Annotated in this window: 19 protein-coding genes and 2 tRNA genes; 9 read left to right on the top strand and 12 right to left on the bottom strand. The window is 38.9% G+C overall.

Annotated features, from left to right (window positions below; translation table 11 throughout):
- Nucleotides 1–54 precede the first annotated feature (54 nt).
- On the top strand, nt 55–1,281 hold the full coding sequence (locus tag ACF8D3_RS13870; protein ID WP_392471943.1) for a multifunctional CCA addition/repair protein: 1,227 nt from the start codon (nt 55–57) through the stop codon (nt 1,279–1,281).
- Nucleotides 1,282–1,357: 76 nt separating this feature from the next.
- On the opposite strand, the gene tsf is transcribed toward ACF8D3_RS13870, so the two are convergent.
- Nucleotides 1,358–2,239, bottom strand: a complete 882-nt coding sequence (gene tsf, locus ACF8D3_RS13875) for a translation elongation factor Ts (protein WP_004878544.1) — start codon at nt 2,237–2,239, stop codon at nt 1,358–1,360.
- A 138-nt stretch (nt 2,240–2,377) separates the two neighbouring features.
- Nucleotides 2,378–3,130, bottom strand: a complete 753-nt coding sequence (rpsB, locus tag ACF8D3_RS13880) for a 30S ribosomal protein S2 (RefSeq protein WP_004878543.1) — start codon at nt 3,128–3,130, stop codon at nt 2,378–2,380.
- A 213-nt stretch (nt 3,131–3,343) separates the two neighbouring features.
- Between rpsB and map the strand changes: the two genes are divergently transcribed.
- The 4 genes from map (at nt 3,344) to ACF8D3_RS13900 (ending at nt 8,505) form a co-directional block, all read left to right on the top strand.
- The gene (gene map / locus ACF8D3_RS13885; protein ID WP_392471945.1) at nt 3,344–4,168 is read left to right on the top strand and encodes a type I methionyl aminopeptidase; all 825 of its coding nucleotides are present in this window, start codon (nt 3,344–3,346) and stop codon (nt 4,166–4,168) included.
- Between the two features lie 205 nt (nt 4,169–4,373).
- Nucleotides 4,374–5,468, top strand: a complete 1,095-nt coding sequence (locus ACF8D3_RS13890) for an OmpW family protein (RefSeq protein WP_392471947.1) — start codon at nt 4,374–4,376, stop codon at nt 5,466–5,468.
- 400 nt (nt 5,469–5,868) lie between these two features.
- The gene (locus ACF8D3_RS13895) at nt 5,869–7,215 is read left to right on the top strand and encodes an MFS transporter (RefSeq protein ID WP_023014308.1); all 1,347 of its coding nucleotides are present in this window, start codon (nt 5,869–5,871) and stop codon (nt 7,213–7,215) included.
- A gap of 75 nt (nt 7,216–7,290) precedes the next feature.
- A complete protein-coding gene (locus ACF8D3_RS13900; protein WP_392471949.1) occupies nt 7,291–8,505 on the top strand; it encodes an alginate export family protein in 1,215 nt (404 codons plus the stop codon).
- Between the two features lie 184 nt (nt 8,506–8,689).
- Here ACF8D3_RS13900 and ACF8D3_RS13905 read toward each other — a convergent pair whose 3' ends face one another.
- On the bottom strand, nt 8,690–9,871 hold the full coding sequence (locus tag ACF8D3_RS13905; RefSeq protein WP_004878538.1) for a trypsin-like peptidase domain-containing protein: 1,182 nt from the start codon (nt 9,869–9,871) through the stop codon (nt 8,690–8,692).
- Nucleotides 9,872–10,058: 187 nt separating this feature from the next.
- On the opposite strand from ACF8D3_RS13905, the gene ACF8D3_RS13910 reads away from it, so the two are divergent.
- The 4 genes from ACF8D3_RS13910 (at nt 10,059) to ACF8D3_RS13925 (ending at nt 11,916) form a co-directional block, all read left to right on the top strand.
- Nucleotides 10,059–10,817: a Nif3-like dinuclear metal center hexameric protein gene (locus ACF8D3_RS13910; RefSeq protein ID WP_392471951.1), complete on the top strand. Its 759-nt coding sequence runs from the start codon at nt 10,059–10,061 to the stop codon at nt 10,815–10,817.
- A 165-nt stretch (nt 10,818–10,982) separates the two neighbouring features.
- Nucleotides 10,983–11,609 (top strand): superoxide dismutase, encoded by a 627-nt coding sequence (locus ACF8D3_RS13915; RefSeq protein ID WP_004878536.1) that lies wholly within the window; start codon nt 10,983–10,985, stop codon nt 11,607–11,609.
- Between the two features lie 146 nt (nt 11,610–11,755).
- Nucleotides 11,756–11,831, top strand: a tRNA-Asn gene (locus ACF8D3_RS13920).
- Between the two features lie 9 nt (nt 11,832–11,840).
- Nucleotides 11,841–11,916, top strand: a tRNA-Asn gene (locus ACF8D3_RS13925).
- A 111-nt stretch (nt 11,917–12,027) separates the two neighbouring features.
- Here the strand turns inward: ACF8D3_RS13925 and ACF8D3_RS13930 are convergent.
- The 9 genes from ACF8D3_RS13930 to lepA form a co-directional block, all read right to left on the bottom strand.
- A complete protein-coding gene (locus tag ACF8D3_RS13930) occupies nt 12,028–12,684 on the bottom strand; it encodes a tRNA-(ms[2]io[6]A)-hydroxylase (protein ID WP_392471953.1) in 657 nt (218 codons plus the stop codon).
- Nucleotides 12,685–12,688: 4 nt separating this feature from the next.
- The gene (gene pdxJ, locus ACF8D3_RS13935) at nt 12,689–13,417 is read right to left on the bottom strand and encodes a pyridoxine 5'-phosphate synthase (protein ID WP_392471954.1); all 729 of its coding nucleotides are present in this window, start codon (nt 13,415–13,417) and stop codon (nt 12,689–12,691) included.
- 51 nt (nt 13,418–13,468) lie between these two features.
- Complete coding sequence (locus ACF8D3_RS13940; protein WP_019384070.1) at nt 13,469–14,176, bottom strand: DNA repair protein RecO; 708 nt, start codon at nt 14,174–14,176, stop codon at nt 13,469–13,471.
- Between the two features lie 9 nt (nt 14,177–14,185).
- Nucleotides 14,186–14,371: an NF038104 family lipoprotein gene (locus ACF8D3_RS13945; protein ID WP_004878531.1), complete on the bottom strand. Its 186-nt coding sequence runs from the start codon at nt 14,369–14,371 to the stop codon at nt 14,186–14,188.
- An 11-nt stretch (nt 14,372–14,382) separates the two neighbouring features.
- A complete protein-coding gene (era, locus tag ACF8D3_RS13950) occupies nt 14,383–15,423 on the bottom strand; it encodes a GTPase Era (RefSeq protein ID WP_392471956.1) in 1,041 nt (346 codons plus the stop codon).
- A 4-nt stretch (nt 15,424–15,427) separates the two neighbouring features.
- Nucleotides 15,428–16,123, bottom strand: a complete 696-nt coding sequence (gene rnc / locus ACF8D3_RS13955; RefSeq protein WP_392471958.1) for a ribonuclease III — start codon at nt 16,121–16,123, stop codon at nt 15,428–15,430.
- On the bottom strand, nt 16,092–16,469 hold the full coding sequence (locus tag ACF8D3_RS13960; RefSeq protein ID WP_392471959.1) for a DUF4845 domain-containing protein: 378 nt from the start codon (nt 16,467–16,469) through the stop codon (nt 16,092–16,094). The genes rnc and ACF8D3_RS13960 overlap by 32 nt, the downstream gene beginning before the upstream one ends.
- A gap of 23 nt (nt 16,470–16,492) precedes the next feature.
- Nucleotides 16,493–17,356, bottom strand: a complete 864-nt coding sequence (gene lepB, locus ACF8D3_RS13965; protein ID WP_392471961.1) for a signal peptidase I — start codon at nt 17,354–17,356, stop codon at nt 16,493–16,495.
- Nucleotides 17,357–17,425: 69 nt separating this feature from the next.
- Nucleotides 17,426–19,243, bottom strand: coding sequence for a translation elongation factor 4 (lepA, locus tag ACF8D3_RS13970; protein WP_004878526.1), 1,818 nt, complete (start codon nt 19,241–19,243; stop codon nt 17,426–17,428).
- Between the last annotated feature and the right edge of the window lie 144 nt (nt 19,244–19,387).

Raw genomic sequence — 19,387 nt, forward strand, 5'->3', positions numbered from 1 at the left:
CTTGAGAAAACCTCTATTCTGTAGCATGATTGTGTGAAGAATAGAGGTTTTTTCATGCAAGTTTATTTAGTAGGCGGTGCTGTTCGAGATCATTTACTCGGCCATCCCTATCACGAAAAAGATTATGTAGTTGTTGGTGCCACCCCAGAACAATTATTAGCTGAAGGCTACCAACCTGTTGGAAAAGATTTTCCCGTTTTCTTACATCCCAAAACAAAAGAAGAATATGCACTTGCCCGCACTGAGCGTAAGTCAGGTGTGGGTTATCATGGTTTTCAATTTTTTACAGATACCACTGTTAAACTTGAAGAGGATCTGATTCGTCGAGATCTCACGATTAATGCAATGGCGATGGATGAAAATGGCACTGTCTATGACCCTTACGGTGGTCAACAAGACCTTGAACAGAAAATCTTACGCCATGTCTCTGATGCCTTTATAGAAGATCCATTGCGCGTGCTTCGTGTTGCACGTTTTGCAGCACGCTATGCAGCTTATGGCTTCAAAATTGCTGATGAAACTATCCAGTTGATGAAGAATATTGCAAAGACTGGTGAGCTAGACGCACTTACTCCTGAACGTGTATGGAAAGAAACATCTCGTGCATTGATGGAAGACCAAGCTGATGTCTATTTTCAAACGCTAAAAGAATGCGATGCCTTAAAAATATTATTTCCTGAAATTGATGCCCTGTTTGGCGTTCCACAGCGCCCTGAATATCACCCTGAGATTGATTGTGGTATACACACTTTGATGGCATTGAAAGAAGCATGTAAAGCAAACTATGCATTAGAAGTCCGCTTTGCTGTACTTGTACATGACTTAGGTAAAGCGTTGACTCCAGTGGAAGAATTACCAAGACATATCATGCATGAAGAACGCGGCTTGAAGCCAGTTACAGATGTATGTGATCGCTTGAAAGTTCCAACTCTGTTAAAAAATCTTGCACTAATTGTGTGTAAAGAACATCTAAAATGCCACCAAGCTAAAAATCTAAAACCGGGTACACTATGGCGGCTACTACAACGTTTGGATGTTCTTCGTAAACCTGAGAAAGTTGAAGCTTTTGTGCAAGCATGTGAATGTGATGCAAGAGGTCGCTTAGGATTGGAGACTCGCCCCTATCCTCAGGCTAAATACATTCTTGATGCAATGGAAATCGTCAGAAATATTCGTGCACAAGATCTACCATCTGACATTCAAGGTGCTGAAATAGGTGAAATGCTGATTCAATACCGAATTGAGGCTTTAGCTAAATATAAAGAACAATACGGCGAATAATTTTCTTTTTAATCTTATTAAAATAAAAAACCCAGTCAAAGACTGGGTTTTTTAACTTTTACTAAATCAGTAAAAATTATTGTGCAGCAGCAGCGGCTTGAGCAGCAGCAACTTCATCAGCAAAGCTCATTTCAGCTTTTTTCTCAATACCCTCACCCACTTCGAAGCGAACGAATTGAGCTACAACAGTACCAGTTGCTTTTAATACATCAGCAACTTTCTTGTCGTTATCGATAACATACATTTGACGATCAAGAGCAACTTCGTTCAAGTATTTTTCAACTGAACCAGTAACCATTTTCTCAACGATGTTCGCTGGCTTACCAGATTCTAATGCTTTCGCTTCAGCAATTTCTTTCTCTTTAGCGATTAAGTCAGCTGGAACAGCTTCAGCATTTACTGCAACTGGGTTGAACGCAGCAACGTGCATTGCAATGCCTTTACCAGTGTCAGCATCACCTGTGTAAGAAACAACAACACCGATTTTTAAACCGTGCTTGTAAACAGCCAAGTTTTCGCCTTCAACGATTTGAGCACGACGAACTTGAATGTTTTCACCAATTTTTTGAACCAATGCAACACGAGCTTCTTCTACAGTTGCGCCGTCTTCAAGCTTAAGTTCAGCAATTTTCGCAGCATCAGTTTCATTTGCAGCAAGTGCAGCAGTAGCAACTTTATCAGAGAAGCTTTTGAAGTTTTCGTCTTTAGCAACGAAGTCAGTTTGACAGTTAACTTCAACAAGAATTGCTTTGTTACCGTTTTGAATAATAGTGATCGCGCCATCAGCAGCAATGTTACCTGCTTTTTTAGCAGCTTTTGCTTGACCTGATTTACGAAGGTTATCAATTGCAAGTTCGATGTCACCGCCTGCTTCTGTTAATGCTTTTTTGCATTCCATCATTGCAAGACCAGTACGGTCACGTAATTCTTTTACCATGCTCGCAGTAACTGCAGTCATGTTGATCTCCTAAAATCGGTAGAAAATAAATCTGTTCAACAAAAACGGCCCAAAGAATCTCTGGGCCGTTTGCAATCTCGACGCTTTAATTTGCCACCATTACATGTCGCAAAAATGACAAGCTTGCGTCAAAACGCATTAAGCCTCAGAAGCGTCTTTAGCAGCGTCGTCGCCTTTCGCTTGTGCATTTGCTTGTGATTGAGCATATTCTTTACCAGCAAGAATCGCATCAGCCATAGCAGAAGCATATAAAGTTACTGCACGGATCGCATCGTCGTTACCTGGAATAACGTAATCAACGTTGTCAGGGTTAGAGTTTGTATCAACGATACCGATTACAGGAATACCTAAGTTTTTCGCTTCTTTGATTGCAATCGCTTCGTGATCAACGTCGATTACAAATAATGCGTCAGGTAAACCACCCATGTTCTTAACGCCGCCTAAAGCACGTTCAAGTTTGTCCATCTCACGAGTACGCTCTAAAGCTTCACGTTTAGTAAGCTTAGCAAAAGTACCGTCTTGAGATTGAGTTTGAAGATCTTTTAAACGGTTGATAGATTGGCGAAGTGTTTTCCAGTTCGTCAACATACCACCTAACCAACGGTGATCTACATATGGTTGACCAGCGCGTTGAGCTTGTTCACGGATGATGTTAGAAGCAGCACGTTTTGTACCAACAAATAATACTTTATTCTTTTTGCTAGCAAGGTTGTTAACAAAGTTCAAAGCATCATTTAACGCAGGAACAGTGTGCTCAAGGTTGATGATGTGAATTTTGTTACGCGCGCCAAAGATGTATTGACGCATCTTTGGGTTCCAGAAACGTGTTTGGTGACCGAAGTGAGCACCTGCTTGAAGAAGGTCGCGCATGCTTACGTTGTAATCTGCCATTTTCTTTACCTTAAAGTTTGGGTTAGGCCTCCATATATCCGCATTCTCCACCTATTGCTAGGCACCCAGAGTAATGTGTCGATATATGTGCGGATTTTTTACGACTATTATTATCAGATATTTTCGTAAAATATATTCACGAAAAGCATTTGATAAAATAGGCGGCTATTTATACCATAGACGCTTGCAAATTACCAAAAGTTTTTAGAGATCATGAATACAACTTATACAGCCCCACGTCGATTAATCAAAACACCTGAAGAAATTGAAAAGATGCGTGTTGCAGGGAAATTGGCGGCTGAAGTTCTAGACATGATTAAACCGCATATTAAGGCGGGTGTGAGCACACTAGAACTCGATACAATCTGTCGCAATCATATTGAAAATGTACAAGATGCTATTCCTGCTTGTGTGGGTTATGGTGCTGCACCAGGCCGCCCTGCGTTCCAACATTCGATTTGTACTTCTGTGAACCATGTGGTTTGTCACGGTATCCCATCTGAAAATAAAATCCTAAAAAATGGCGATATCCTGAATATTGATGTCACCGTGATTAAAGATGGTTATCACGGCGATACCAATATGATGTATATCGTGGGTGGTGAAACTTCAATTTTAGCGAATCGCTTATGTACAGTTGCTCAAGAAGCAATGTATCGAGGTATGGCAACAGTCCACGATGGATCTTATCTCGGTGATATTGGTCATGCCATTCAACAATATGTTGAGTCAGAACGATTTAGCGTTGTACGCGAATATTGTGGACATGGTATTGGTAATGTATTCCATGATGAACCTCAAGTTCTACATTACGGTCAAAAAGGCACCGGCATGCGTTTAGAAGCAGGAATGACCTTTACTATTGAACCAATGGTCAATGCAGGTGTATGGCAAACTAAACTTTTGGGTGACAAATGGACAGTTGTCACCAAAGACCATAAGTTGTCAGCTCAATATGAACATACGATTTTGGTAACAAAAACTGGTATTGAAGTGTTAACTGCACGCCCAGAAGAGGATTTATCTCGCTTTATGTAATTTATTCTATTTAAATTATTCTAAAAAAGTCACTTTGGTGGCTTTTTTTATTTCTTCATATTTTCTTCATCAATTTATCTAAATCAAACAAAAGTTTTCATAAGCAGAACAATTATAAAATTTAACTAAACAATGCTTGTCTAAAAATAACGTTATGGTGGGCGCAAGAAAAATCCTAACAAACTTCTGGACATGGAGTCCCTAAATGATGAAGAAATCATTCGCTTGTCTGATTACTGGTTTATGTATGTTACCTGCATCTGCTTTCGCTGACTCACCTTATTTCAGTCTCAAAGATGGAGATGGGTTTAAACGCTTTTCGGTTTCAGTAGGTGCTTTATATGTAAAACCAACAGGTAAAGCCCAACCCATTAAAGTTAATACTTCAGTCGAAAATGGAGAACAATCTAAAGTTGGAGATGTTTCGATAAAAACAGTTAAAGACAGTATCTCCAAAGATATGGATCCGAATTTATCGACAGCTTTTATAAATTTTTTAGATGGCTTGGGACAAGATACATTACCAGGTTCATTAAGTGGTAATGCCGAAATCTATGGCTTAAATGAATGGAACAATCCTAATACTGGATTAGAAGCAGACGATGTCACAACTTTGGGCATCATGACTAATTACTTTTTCACAGACAATGTTTCTCTAGAAGTAAAAGCTGGTATTCCTCCAAAGGTAGACATTCAAGGTAAAGGTCAAATTTATGCCCCATTAACAGCTACAGCGCATCCATCAATAGAATTACCTATTATTGGAGGAATAGATTTACCTACAATTGATTTAGAAAAACAAATTTTTATTACTGATCTAGAAGCACATGGTACAGCAGCAACAGCTAGAGCATGGACCCCAGCTTTTGAGTTTCAATATCATTTCGGTAAAACAGGAGTGAATAAATTTAGACCTTATGTAGGCTTGGGTCTCATGTACGCATATTTTAATGAATTGAAAATAAACTCCTCAATCGAAAATGATCTGATTAATGCAGGTCATATGATTGTCAACATTAAAGATGGTAAAGCTGGTGCTGCATTGGATCAAAAAACAAGTTCTGGTAATCCGAAGGTTAAACTAGAAGCTTCAGATGCATTTGCTCCAATTGCAACAGCTGGCTTCACTTATGATTTTAATGATCGTTGGTTTGCAGTTGGTTCAGTTTCTTATGCCCATCTTACTGGCGAGGCGACAATCACAGTTAATGATGATAAATACGGAGAACTTATTCGAGCAAAAACTGACATCGAGATCAATCCAATCTTAGGTTATGCAGGTGTTGGCTATCGTTTCTAAATAAATAAATTATCTTAAAAAGCAGCTTCAGCTGCTTTTCTTATTTAAAACGCAATGTTTTAAGTCATCATGCATAAAATTTGCGCACCAACTCTAAGCACTTTTTTATGGATTGTCTGACATCGTCATCATTAGTTTTATTGATTTTTAAATTCAATTTTTCAATTCATATTTATCTTTAAGTTTTTTAATGTAAATAAATAATGTGAATTAGTATCTTAAATTTTACATTTGGTTAATTCATCTTTTTGGCATGACGTTTGCTTAATACCAATTATGATGAATCAACGATGATTCACAAAATATTTTTCTGACGGCCAACGATGTCCGTTCTGTTCGACTTGCTTATGCAGAGTAATGGCATAGCAATAAATAATGACGTACAGTTCAGGAGAAGGCCATGTCCTCAGATATGAATTTAGATGCAAAAAAAGCTACAGAAATAAAATTATTTAGCTTTTCCACACCAGCTATGCGCGCTTTCCATATGACTTGGCTCGCGTTTTTTGTATGTTTCTTCGCTTGGTTTGCCTGTGCTCCACTTATGCCAGTAATCAAAGGCGAGTTCAACTTAACAAAAGATCAAATTGCAAATATCAATATTGCCGCAGTAGCAATTACGATTTTAATTCGGCTTATTGTCGGCCCACTATGCGATAAATATGGACCACGCAAAACTTATACCGCACTTTTACTACTCGGCAGTATTCCCGTTTTTGGTGTAGCTGCGGCCAATACCTATGAATCGTTCCTATTTTTCCGCTTGTTAATTGGTGCGATTGGCGCAAGTTTTGTGATTACCCAATACCATACAAGTGTGATGTTCGCTCCAAATGTAGTTGGTACAGCAAATGCTGCTTCTGCGGGATGGGGAAATGCTGGTGGTGGGGCTACACAAGCAATTATGCCTTTAATTTTAGGTGCGATCTTGATGTTTGGTGTTGAACAAGCAATGGGCTGGAGAGTTGCCCTGCTTGTCCCTGGTGTAATGATGCTTATTGTAGGCGTGATGTATTGGAAGCTCACTCAAGATTGCCCACAAGGTAACTTTAAAGAATTACGTGCACAAGGAGTCGAAGTCGGTAATGTTAAAAAAGGTGGTACTGCAATTTTAATGCAAGCTGCTCGTAACTATCGCGTTTGGATTCTATTCACTTCTTATGCCGCTTGTTTTGGTATCGAAATCTTCATTCACAACATTGCAGCAATGTACTACGTCGATCACTTCAACATGGGATTGAAAGAAGCTGGTATGACTGCTGGTATCTTCGGTCTACTGGCATTATTTGCACGTGCGTTGGGAGGCATCGTTTCAGATAAAGTTGCACTTAAAAAAGGCTTAGATGGTCGTACCAAAGTATTATTTGCCCTCGTGCTACTTGAAGGCATCTTCTTATTCGTATTCTCTCAAGTAAACGTTGTAATGTTCGCAATTATTGCCATGACGATCTTCGGCTTATTTACCCATATGGCATGTGGTGCAACCTATGCTCTTGTACCATTCATTGATCGTGATGCTTTAGGTGGTGTAGCAGGCATCATTGGTGCAGGTGGTAATGTGGGTGCAGTTGCAGCAGGCTTCTTACTAAAAGGCTTGCTTGATGTGCAAACATGTTTATCTATCTTAGGTATTCTCGTAACCATTGCAGCGTTTAGTGTCGTTCTTATCCGATTTACAACAGAGCACAAAGTAAAAGAACAAGAGCTATTTGAACAAGCATTACTAGAGCGTAATAGCGCAGCTTAACACCATCTCACATAGAGGATGAGTAAATCACTCATCCTCCCCCAAATTTCAAACAATTTTATAAAGGATATTCTGATGAATAAATTCTCCTATTCATTAATCACGCTCGCTTGTTTTTCAACACTAACAAACGCTGCTGATGAGTTCTTCTCTCAAACTAAGCTTTCACTCGATAGCCGTCTTCGCTATGAATGGGTAGAACAAGACAACAAACTCAATCATGCAGATGCATGGACATTAAGACTCCGCCCTGCAATTCAAACAGGTTCATGGCATGGTCTAAGTGCTTTTGTGCAAGGTGAAGGAACTGTAGAAATCAATGACGAATTTAATAGCACTCGAAACGATCAAACAAACTATAGCACCGTACCTGACGCTAAAAACCTACAGCTCAATCAAGCCTATTTGAAATATGTGTACAACCCTAAATTTGACATAACAGTTGGTCGTCAAGTCATTAATTTAGATAATCAACGCTTTGTTGGATCGGTTGCTTGGCGTCAAAACGATCAAACTTTTGATGCAATTGCTTTGAACATTAAGCCATGCAATGAGTTTGGTTTGTACTATGCCTATATAGATCAAGTGAATACTATTTTCGGTAACGAAGACCCTGAACCTAAATTTGTTCAAGCACAAGATGGTAAACAGGAAAGTAAAATTCATTTAATTCAGGCGAAAATGAATTATAACCCGCTGCTAAATGCAACTGTGTATGGCTATTTAATGGATTTTGAAGATATTTCAGCATGGTCAAATCAAACCTATGGTCTACGCTTAACAGGTAAAAAAGATAATTTTAAATACGCAGCTGAATATGCAAAACAAAGTGAATATGCCGACCTGCCTATAAACTACGATGCGGATTACTATGCTTTAGAACTAGGGTATGGTCTTAAAAATAAAGATGTAGCGCTCGGTGAAATCGCGATTGGTTATGAAGTACTTGGCAGTGATGATGGAAAAATAGCTTTCCAAACCCCTTTAGCAACCAAGCATAAATTCAATGGATGGACAGATTTATTCCTAGCAACACCAGCCAATGGTTTAACTGATTTATACATTTCTTCAAGCTTTAATGTTTTTGGTAAAGGTAAATTAGGCACTGAGCTGCATCAATACAGAAGTGACGAAAAGAATATGGATTATGGTCAAGAATATTCAGTTTCTTACTCACAAGCTCTGCCAGTTAAAGGACTTTCAGCTTTAGCGAAATTTTCAGACTTTCAAGCTGAAGAGTTTGGTGTAGACACACAAAAGTTGTGGCTACAACTCGATTATAAATACTAACTCAAGGAGCAATGTCATTTAATTATCAAAAAACTGTCATCAAAATATCAAATTTGGATGATTTAATAAAAAATAAAAAAAAGCTAAAAAAACGATGAAAAGCTCACTGATCGACCGTCAGTGAGCTTTTTTCTTTAACTAAAAAAAGGCCATTAATTAATAGCCTTTCTCATTTTTGATTACATTACTGGCGTTTAGGTAGTGGTATGTATTGTGATTGAGCATTTTGTTGAACTTTGCGCTCACCCACTTTCACCTGAACATTTTCTTGTTTACCCTCACGCTCAACTACGACGTTAATCACACTTTCAGGTGCCTGTAATGCAACATAATTAATCAAATGTGAAGCCGAAGTAATTTGCTCACTATTCACTTGAATAATTTTATCACCACGCTTAACACCTGCTTCGTCTGCAGGGCCACCTTTCAGCACATCTGCAACAACAACACCAATTGGTCTAGTCGCCATTACATCTTCATCCAAAGTATTTGGAATTAGACTAATACCCAACCAACCACGTACTACACGGCCATCTTTCAAAATTGAGTTTAAAACTTGCTGACAAACTTTGGCAGGAATCGCAAAACCAATTCCGAGTGAACCACCAGACTGAGAGAAGATTGCCGTATTTACACCAATTAAATTACCCGCAACATCAATCAATGCACCACCAGAGTTTCCTGGATTAATGGCTGCATCGGTTTGAATAAAGTCTTCATAGGTATTAATACCCAAATCTGAACGACCAGTTGCTGAAATAATCCCTTGAGTTACAGTTTGTCCTACGCCAAATGGATTACCAATTGCAAGAACCACATCCCCCACTTCATTACCACTTAACTTAAATGGCAGAACAGGTAGATTATCTAATTCAATTTTGATCACAGCCAAGTCTGTATCAGGATCAGTGCCAATCACTTTAGCTTCAGCACGACGACCATCTTGCAATGCCACCACAATGTGTTCAGCCTGAGCAATCACATGATTATTCGTTAAAATATAACCATCGGCACGAACAATAACACCCGAACCTAAACTATTTTCATTTTGCTGCTGTTGAGGCATTTGATTGCCAAAGAACTCGCGAAATACAGGATCATTCAATAATGGATGATTCATCTGTTTCACTTTTTGAGTGGTAAATATATTCACGACAGCTGGAGCAGCAACTTTAACAGCAGCGTTATATGAGACTACCCCGCCAGTTCGAGTTGTATCAACCAATGGTTCTACCTTTTCAGCAGGCATTTTTACACCATCAGAAGCCACAGTTGGTTTTGGTTGATGTGATTTCTGCCAAGCTAGAAAACTAAATACAACCAGAATGAGTAATACCCAAGGTAACCATGTAAATGCACGGCGCACGTCTATTATCCTCTTGGCAAATGTAAGTTATAAATAAGTAATATATTGAAGAACTGGAAATTTCCATCATTGTAAAGTAAATAGCTTAAAATCAATGCAAAAGTTAAAAAAGTTTTGTCTAGCTTTAGTTACATTTAAAAATGTGTTTTATTTACTCCCATAAAATGTTGAACATTTGAGGAATCGCATGGCAAATTTGCATGACATTGTGCAATGGTGTAATCAAACTTTAAAAGCAAACGAATTTAAAGATTACGCACCAAATGGCTTACAAATCGAAGGTAAAGCTGAAGTAAACAAGATTGTTTGTGCAGTCACCGCATCTGAAGATGCAATTGATGCGGCGATTGCCGAAAAAGCAGATGCGCTGCTCGTTCATCATGGTTATTTTTGGAAAGGTGAAGCTTACCCAATCACAGGTATGCGTGGAAACCGTATTAAGAAACTCATTCAAAATAACATTTCTTTGATTGCCTACCACCTTCCTTTAGATGCACATCCAAGTTTAGGCAATAATGTAGCAATTGCTGATTTAATTGGCTTACAAAACCTAGAAGCGTTAGACCCATCAGAAAAGCACCCAATCGGTAATATTGCTTATCTAGATCAACCGCTCAGCCCAGAACAGTTCAAAGCAAAGTTACAAAACATCTTTGATTTTGGCATCATTCATTTACCTTGTGACAAGACATTAATTCAAAAAGTTGGTTTTTGCACTGGCGGTGCGCAAGACTTTATAGCCAAAGCTGCTTCAGAAAACTGTGATGCTTATATTTCAGGTGAAGTGAGTGAACGTACTTTTTATGAAGCAAAAGAACTGGGCGTACACTATTTTGCATGTGGTCACCATGCAACTGAACGTTATGGCGTACAGCGTTTAGCCGATGCTCTTGCTGATCAATTCATGATTGAAGCTGTCTATTTTGAACTTAATAATCCGATTTAATAGAATTGAAGAATCCGATTTTGTTAAATCTTTTTTCCATTTGGGTTATACATTTAAATTAAGTCTTTATTGTGTATAGTTCTTTAAAAGACTGCCCTATTGTCTTTAGAATCATTTACAATAGAGCCACTTAATGTAAAACCCAGCAAATGCAAGGATTGAAACATGACAACCATTACTTTACCTGCACTTCCATATGGCTATGATGATTTAGCTCCGCACATTACTCGCGAAACTTTAGAATACCATCACGACAAACATCACAATACTTATGTAGTTAACTTAAACAACCTAATCAAAGGTACTGACCTTGAAGGTAAATCTTTAGAAGAAATCATCAAAGCTTCTGCTGGTGATGCATCTAAAGCAGGTATCTTTAACAATGCTGCTCAAGTATGGAACCACACATTCTATTGGAACAGCATGAAACCAAATGGTGGTGGAAAGCCTACTGGCGCGATTGCAGCTAAAATCGATGAAGCTTTTGGTAGCTACGAAAAATTTGCTGAAGAATTTACTGCTGCTGCAACAACTCAATTTGGTTCAGGTTGGGCTTGGTTAGTTGCTGACGAAGTAAATGGTAAATTATCAATTACTAAAACTGCAAACGCAGATACTCCACTTGCTCATGGTCAAGTTGCAGTATTAACAATCGACGTTTGGGAACATGCTTACTACATCGACTTCCGTAACTTACGTCCAAAATACATTGCTACTTTCTTAGAAAGCTTAGTGAACTGGGACTATGCAAATGCAAAACTTGCAGGTCAACCAGCAGGTGTTGAGAAATAATTATTATTTCTTGAATAAAAACTGCCCACTTCGGGCAGTTTTTTTATGCATACAGCTTCAAAAGAATATTTATCAAGCAAACAATTCATTTTCTTTACTATTCTTGTTGACGACATAGGTTTTCATGCCTAAAATGCGCATCAGATTCTCCAATAGCTCAGTCGGTAGAGCGACGGACTGTTAATCCGCAGGTCCCTGGTTCGAGCCCAGGTTGGAGAGCCAATCTACTATTCTCCCATAGCTCAGTCGGTAGAGCGACGGACTGTTAATCCGCAGGTCCCTGGTTCGAGCCCAGGTGGGAGAGCCAAGATTCTAAAAAGCCCTGATCATTTATCAGGGCTTTTTTTTATAACAAGATGAAATGAAATAGCCATAAAAAAAACCTCTACTGATCAGAGGTTTTTCTTTCGAATTCAGATTAAGCTGCAACCTTTGCGGGCACACCACTATGGAAACGAAAGGTATCGTCTGGACTTATAATCAGGTTCTTTTCCACTTCACGAATATGCTCAATGCGTTGCTGGATCGTTTCTTCTGGATCTTTGAGTTTTGCAGTTTGTGCAACATCCAAAGCCAGTGCCAAATAATCCTCAAAATGACGGGATTCTGATTTAAGTAGATAGCGATAGTAACGCCCCAGCTCATCATCAACAATAGGTGCCAGCGCATAGAAACGCTCACACGAGCGTGCTTCGACAAATGCACCAATAATCATCACATCAATTAGTGCCTCAGGTTCATAGGTCCGGATTTCTTTACGTAATCCACCTGCATAGCGCCCTGCACTCAAACCCTTCCACTCTTGGCCACGTTTGTTCATGAATTCCAAAACCTGCTCATAATGCAGCATTTCTTCACGCACCAATTGCGCCAGTTTCACTTGTAGGTCTGTAAAAAAACTATAGCGGAACATCAAATTCATAGCCGTACTTGCTGCTTTTTTCTCACAGTTGGCATGATCCTGCATTAAGATGTCGAGATTATTCAGCGCCTCATCTAACCATGCTTGTGGCGTTTTACAACCCAAAAATGCAATAACGGGTTGCATTAGCTCATCATAATTCAAACTACTCATCAACTTATCTCGCAGCAGCTTGAATCGCTGCTTTCATATCTTTAACTGCTTGAGAGAGCCCAACAAATACACTATCCGCAATAATCGAATGTCCAATATTTAATTCATGGATTTGTGGAATTGCAGCAATTGCAGCAACATTATCGAGATTTAACCCATGCCCTGCATTCACAACCAAACCTTTTGCTGCTGCGTATTCGGCACCTTTGATAATACGGACTAATTCTATTTGCTGTTCTGCATCAGTTTCCGCATCTGCATAAGCACCCGTATGGATTTCAATGGTTGGGGCACCACATGCCACAGCGGCATCAATCTGTGCCAAATCTGCATCGATAAATAAAGACACATCACTACCAATTGCTTTGAGTGCTTGAGTCGCTGCTTTGACTTTTTCAAAGTGACCGACAACATCCAAGCCACCTTCTGTCGTCACCTCTTGTCGACGTTCTGGTACAAAACACACATGTTGAGGCTGAATCTCTTTTGCAAATGCGACCATTTCATCTGTTACAGCCAACTCTAGATTCATACGCGTTTTTAATAACGGGCGCATACGACGTACATCATCATCTTGTATATGGCGGCGATCTTCGCGTAAATGTAAAGTAATCCCCTCTGCACCCGCCTCTTCACAAACCAAAGCAGCTTGAACTGGATCAGGGTAAGTCGTACCACGCGCTTGTCTTAATGTCGCAACATGATCAATATTTACACCTAAAATTACAGCCATAAAAATATCCTAACATTTACTCTCTAAACATTTAAAAATGCTTTAAGAAAATTAAGTTTGTGTACTTTGAATCCACAGCTGACGGCTTTTTAATGGCCGATCGCCTAATAAAGCACTAATCATCTGACGATATAGTTTACCCAACAATTGCAGTTGTTCTAAAGAAAAATCTCGACCATCTTCATAGCTTTGCATTGAAGTAATTAGAGCACCAGAAAGTGTAGAACGTGAAGCTTGCCTTACTGGTAAAAATCCATCATTGAGTTGGAATTGATAATGTTGCAAAGCTTCTACTGCTGTTTGATTTGCATCTACAGAAAAATCGATTGCATAACCTAGTTCTTGTAATAAAACATGTTCAAACTGTCGAAGAATTTGTCGAAGAAATAAAGCGGCTTGCTCATGCAAAGCAAGTTGCTGTAACTGCAATAAAATCAGTTGATATTGTTCAAATGTTTGTGGCATTGCCTCTTCCAAAGTACAAAGACGCAATAGAATTTCATTCAAATAAAAACCAGCAAAAAACGCATCACCGTGGAAAAATACAGGTTGATTGAGAATTTCTAATTTTGTGAAATTTTTAAGTTCAGATTTACCCGTCGCTTGAATACGAATCGGCTGATATTGAGGTGGAGGAATTTGTCTTAAAATTCCATCCACCCGACCATATTCTTGAGTAAATAAATGCACAATATGGCTTTTTTCACGATATTTACGATGATGAATTAAATAGCCATGTAGGACTTCATTACGCATCATAAAACGATACTAGTCCTTTTCTTTCTCGTCCTTTTCATCATCGCCGTCAGGAATAACTGCACCAACCACAGCTGCAGTCCCTTTCACCACGCCTTTTGTGGTTTTATAGGCAACTTTAACAGGGACTGTAACTATTTTAGTAATACAGCCCTGTAGCAAAAAGACACAAGAAACAATAACAAGAGCTTTAATCATTGTAGAACCTCTTAGATATCGCTATAACCTAAGCTTTTTAAAGCGCGTTCGTCATCAGACCAGCCACCTTTAACCTTTACCCAAAGAGTAAGCATGATTTTTTGTTCAAACATTTTTTCCATGTCTGTACGTGCATCCATACCAATACTTTTCAGCTTTGCACCTTTATCACCAATCACAATGGCTTTTTGTCCTTGACGCTCAACAAAGATCGTTGCATCGATATAAGTACATGGTGGTTTTAAGCGTCCTGTTTTTTCATTTACAGTTGCTTCTTCTGTTTTAAATGATTCAATTTGTACCGTTAAATCATATGGTAACTCTTCACCCAACTGACGCATGATTTTCTCACGAATAATCTCACTCGCAAGAAAACGCTCAGAACGATCTGTAATTTGATCCAATGAATACAAAGGTGGCTGATAAGGTAAATACTTTTCAATCGTGTCACGCAAATGTTCTAAATTCGCGCCGCGTAAAGCGGATACGGGAACAATTTCAGCAAAATTCATTAACTTCGCTCGTTCTTGAATCAGTGGCAATGCTTCATTTTTGTTTTCAAAAGTATCTAACTTATTAATTACAAGAATCACTGGCATATCTGCATTTTTCAGCTTTTCCAAAACAAGCTCATCGTTTTGAGTCCACTTTTGTGCATCAACAACAAATAAAACCAAATTCACATCACGTAACGCCGAATGTGCCGCACGATTCATCATCTTGTTAATCACACGTACTTCTTTCTTATGCATACCTGGCGTATCTACAAATACTGCTTGTGATTTTTCGCGCGAATCAATCCCCACAATCTTATGACGCGTGGTTTGTGGCTTACGGGATGTAATAGAAAGCTTTTGGCCCAAGAGGTGATTCATTAATGTTGATTTTCCAACATTAGGTCGACCAACAATTGCAACAAAACCGCTTTTAAAATCAGAAGGAATAGTCGTTCCTTGCGAACTAAAAAATTGATTAATTAAATCATTACCATCTTGCTGTTCAGTAGCTTCAGATGGATTTTGAGGTAAAGGATTTTCATTTGAATGAGACATCAGGTTATTGCTCCAATAATTTTAAAATTTCTGCCGCTGCCGTTTGTTCGGCAAAACGACGACTTGAGCCCTCGCCTTGAATTTTTGGCAATCCCTCAATCAAACATTCCACTTTAAAATGTTGATTTGGGGCATCACCCTGAATATCTACAACCTCGTAAACTGGGAGAGGTTTTTTACGTGCTTGTAAATACTCTTGTAACCGTGATTTGGGATCTTTGAGTTGATCAGTTGGTTCGATATGATCTAAATAAGGTTCATACCATTTTAGCACAATGCTTTGTAGCAAGTTCAGATCATTACAGTCTAAATAAATAGCGCCAATAATTGCTTCCACCGTATCAGCAAGAATGGATTCTCGATGGTGACCACCTGATTTTAACTCGCCAGTACTTAGAATTAATGACTGACTAAGCTGTAAATGATTTGCAATTTTCCCTAGCGCTTCTTGACGAACTAACGTCGCACGCATACGCGTTAAACGCCCTTCATTTTCTTGCGGGTAAGTACAATATAAATAATTGGCGACAATCATTCCTAATAATGAATCGCCTAGAAATTCTAGGCGCTCATAATTATGCTTATGACTCACAGAACGATGGGTTAAGGCAAGTTTTAGCAAGTCAATCTGCTTAAACTGGTACCCTATTCGCCCTTGTAATCTTGAATCATTCAGCTTGCTTTGCAGATTTTTGGTCAAAAGTCTTCTCAAAAGTCATAACTAAACTAATATTCAGCATAAAAGGCTTACGCACTTCATACTTCTTCTTTACGATAAGATCATCTTTGTAAGTGACCTGAGCAATATCCTTAAAATGGATATCACGTACACCATTCATATCGAAACGTTGATCTATTTGATTTGCAAATTTTGTCGGCGAAATATTTTCAGGACTATCCTTAAGTAAACCCTCAATTTGTGTATCAATAATTTTGTCATCCCAATATGCTGGCCAAATTGCTACCGCAGCTTTTACTGCAATTGCAAATAAAACCACCCCAAATAAAATTGCAATATACGAAGCCCCTTGTTGAGATTTACGCATTTGATATTTCCTTTATGTTTTTATTAGTCAATCTTACCATTTCGGTTAAAACTTGGAATATTAAATCCAGGTTCTTTATGCATCCATACATAAAAAGCACGACCCGTTAAATTCGTTTCAGGTACGAAACCCCAAAAACGACTGTCCGCACTTTGATCTCGATTATCACCCATTGCAAAGTATTGTCCTTGAGGAACTGTCACTTCCCAATCTTGACCATTACTTTGAATAAACACATCATTTTTTTTCGCAACAAAAGGAACTAAAGATTCAGCACCTTTTAATTGTGCAAACTGGAATTGTTCAGCCAAAGGATTTCGTCCATCTAAATAACGAATCAAATGCTGGTGTTCCCCTAAAGTTTCTTTAAAATAATAAACCGTAGGTGTTTCTAGCTGATCCTTCTCACGCGCAAACTCAGTCGCAACTTTTGCAATTTGCTTGCCATTAATAATCAACTGCCCTGCCTTAAACTGAATATGATCACCTGGTAGACCAACTACTCGCTTGATATAGCTAATTGTTGGTTGAGGCGGATAACGGAATACAATAACTTCACCACGTTTAGGTTCACCAACATTCAGCACTTTAGTATTGACAATAGGTAAACGCACACCATAGTCAAACTTATTAACTAAAATAAAATCCCCTGTCTCCAAGGTCGGTACCATAGAGTCCGAGGGAATGTTAAAAGGCTCATACAAGAAAGATCGAAGAATTAAGACGACAGCTAAGACTGGCCAAAAATCATATGCCCAAGTAATAACAAAATTTTCCTGATCACGCCCTTTATTCGCTCGCTGTTTAAACACAAACTTATCAAGCAACCACACCAAGAAAAAAATCAGCGTAGCGGGCACTAGAATCAAATTAAAATCAAAATCCACAAATCCTCACTCGCAGCCTTGCTGCTCGTCTTACGGCTAGAGAATGATAAGGCTCTCTAGCCTTATTTTTTATCGATCTACTTTCAATACAGCTAAGAACGCTTCTTGTGGAATTTCAACACTTCCCACTTGTTTCATGCGTTTCTTACCTTCTTTTTGTTTAGAAAGAAGTTTCTTCTTACGCGAAACGTCACCACCATAACATTTAGCCAATACGTTTTTACGCATCGCCTTTACAGTAGAACGTGCAATAATTTGCGCACCAATAGCAGCTTGAATTGCAACATCAAACATTTGACGAGGAATGAGATCCTTCATTTTCTCAACCAATGCGATCCCACGATGACGCGCATCCTGACGATGGCAAATCATTGCCAACGCATCCACCTTCTCGCTATTAATTAACACATCCACCTTAACTAAAGATGAACTCTCAAAACGTACAAAGTTGTAATCCAACGAAGCAAAACCACGCGAGCAAGATTTCAATTTATCAAAGAAATCCATCACCACTTCAGCCATCGGAATCTCAAAGGTAACTGAAACCTGATTACCTAAGAATTTCATATCTTTTTGAACACCACGACGTTCAATACATAAAGTCATGACATTACCAAGATATTCTTGTGGAACGAGAATATGGCACTCAGCAATTGGTTCACGTAAATCTTCAACCGTTGAAGCATCAGGCATTTTTGAAGGACTATCGATATAAATCGTTTCACCCTTTTTAGTTACAGCTTCATAAATTACTGTTGGCGCTGAGCTAATCAAATCGAGATCATACTCACGCTCTAAGCGCTCTTGTACGATTTCCATATGCAGCATACCTAAGAAACCGCAACGAAAACCAAAGCCTAACGCATCAGAACTTTCAGGTTCAAAAAACAAAGCTGAATCGTTAATCTGTAGTTTTTGTAGTGCTTCACGGAATGGTTCAAAATCACTTGAATCAATCGGAAATAATCCTGCATATACCTGTGGTTTTACCTTTTTAAAGCCAGGTAAAGTTTGAACTTCTGGTGTAGATACCAATGTAATCGTATCGCCGACTGGCGCACCAAAAATATCTTTAATCCCAGCAATAACGAAACCAACCTCACCTGCTTCAAGGATATCCGTTTCAGTATGCTTAGGGTTAAACACACCAACCGAAGTAACAGGATGCGCTTGCCCTGTTGACTTAACAAGCATTTTATCACCCTTACGAATACGACCTTGTTTAATACGAACAAGCGAGACAACGCCTAGATAGTTATCAAACCATGAGTCGATAATCAAAGCTTGTAAAGGTGCATCACGATCACCCTCAGGTGCAGGAATAACATCGACTAGACGCTCTAAAACACCTTCAACCCCCAAACCTGTTTTTGCTGAACATGTTGGAGCGTCAGTTGCTTCAATCCCAATAATTTCTTCAATTTCATGAATTACGCGCTCAGGTTCAGCCTGCGGTAAATCAATTTTATTGAGAATTGGTAGTACTTCTAAGCCCTGCTCAATTGCGGTATAACAGTTCGCCACAGATTGAGCCTCAACGCCTTGTGCAGCATCAACAACAAGCAAAGCCCCTTCACACGCAGCTAAAGAACGCGAAACCTCGTAAGAGAAATCAACGTGTCCAGGCGTATCAATAAAGTTTAATTGATATTGCTGACCATTTGGATGCGTATAATAAAGCGTAACTGATGCCGCCTTAATCGTAATCCCACGTTCACGCTCAAGCTCCATAGAGTCTAATACCTGAGCTTGCATTTCACGATCTTGAAGGCCACCGCACATTTGAATAAAACGGTCAGCCAAAGTCGACTTACCATGGTCAATATGAGCAATGATCGAGAAATTTCGTATATTTTTGATATCTACGGATTTTTTAGCTTGCGCCATGGGTTACCTTGAGAAAATAGAGCGCCCTATACTTATAAAAAGCAATGAGCCAAAATGGTTTAACAAAATTGTTGGGGATTATAGCAGAATGACATTTTAAAGTATTCAAAATAATTCTGCGCTTTTATACCAAAACTCAATGCA

It is taken from the genome of Acinetobacter sp. YQ_14, from assembly GCF_043102985.1.
Classification (GTDB): Bacteria; Pseudomonadota; Gammaproteobacteria; order Pseudomonadales; family Moraxellaceae; genus Acinetobacter; species Acinetobacter venetianus.

What these genes read in the sequence shown, in the direction of transcription:
- ACF8D3_RS13900 (WP_392471949.1), top strand. Translation starts at nt 7,291, where the DNA reads ATGAATAAATTCTCCTATTCATTAATCACGCTCGCTTGTTTTTCAACA.
- ACF8D3_RS13915 (WP_004878536.1), top strand. Translation starts at nt 10,983, where the DNA reads ATGACAACCATTACTTTACCTGCACTTCCATATGGCTATGATGATTTA.
- ACF8D3_RS13960 (WP_392471959.1), bottom strand. Translation starts at nt 16,469, where the DNA reads ATGCGTAAATCTCAACAAGGGGCTTCGTATATTGCAATTTTATTTGGG.
- rpsB (WP_004878543.1), bottom strand. Translation starts at nt 3,130, where the DNA reads ATGGCAGATTACAACGTAAGCATGCGCGACCTTCTTCAAGCAGGTGCT.
- ACF8D3_RS13945 (WP_004878531.1), bottom strand. Translation starts at nt 14,371, where the DNA reads ATGATTAAAGCTCTTGTTATTGTTTCTTGTGTCTTTTTGCTACAGGGC.
- ACF8D3_RS13940 (WP_019384070.1), bottom strand. Translation starts at nt 14,176, where the DNA reads ATGATGCGTAATGAAGTCCTACATGGCTATTTAATTCATCATCGTAAA.
- ACF8D3_RS13930 (WP_392471953.1), bottom strand. Translation starts at nt 12,684, where the DNA reads ATGAGTAGTTTGAATTATGATGAGCTAATGCAACCCGTTATTGCATTT.
- ACF8D3_RS13895 (WP_023014308.1), top strand. Translation starts at nt 5,869, where the DNA reads ATGTCCTCAGATATGAATTTAGATGCAAAAAAAGCTACAGAAATAAAA.
- pdxJ (WP_392471954.1), bottom strand. Translation starts at nt 13,417, where the DNA reads ATGGCTGTAATTTTAGGTGTAAATATTGATCATGTTGCGACATTAAGA.
- era (WP_392471956.1), bottom strand. Translation starts at nt 15,423, where the DNA reads ATGTCTCATTCAAATGAAAATCCTTTACCTCAAAATCCATCTGAAGCT.
- ACF8D3_RS13870 (WP_392471943.1), top strand. Translation starts at nt 55, where the DNA reads ATGCAAGTTTATTTAGTAGGCGGTGCTGTTCGAGATCATTTACTCGGC.
- map (WP_392471945.1), top strand. Translation starts at nt 3,344, where the DNA reads ATGAATACAACTTATACAGCCCCACGTCGATTAATCAAAACACCTGAA.
- tsf (WP_004878544.1), bottom strand. Translation starts at nt 2,239, where the DNA reads ATGACTGCAGTTACTGCGAGCATGGTAAAAGAATTACGTGACCGTACT.
- lepA (WP_004878526.1), bottom strand. Translation starts at nt 19,243, where the DNA reads ATGGCGCAAGCTAAAAAATCCGTAGATATCAAAAATATACGAAATTTC.
- ACF8D3_RS13890 (WP_392471947.1), top strand. Translation starts at nt 4,374, where the DNA reads ATGATGAAGAAATCATTCGCTTGTCTGATTACTGGTTTATGTATGTTA.
- ACF8D3_RS13910 (WP_392471951.1), top strand. Translation starts at nt 10,059, where the DNA reads ATGGCAAATTTGCATGACATTGTGCAATGGTGTAATCAAACTTTAAAA.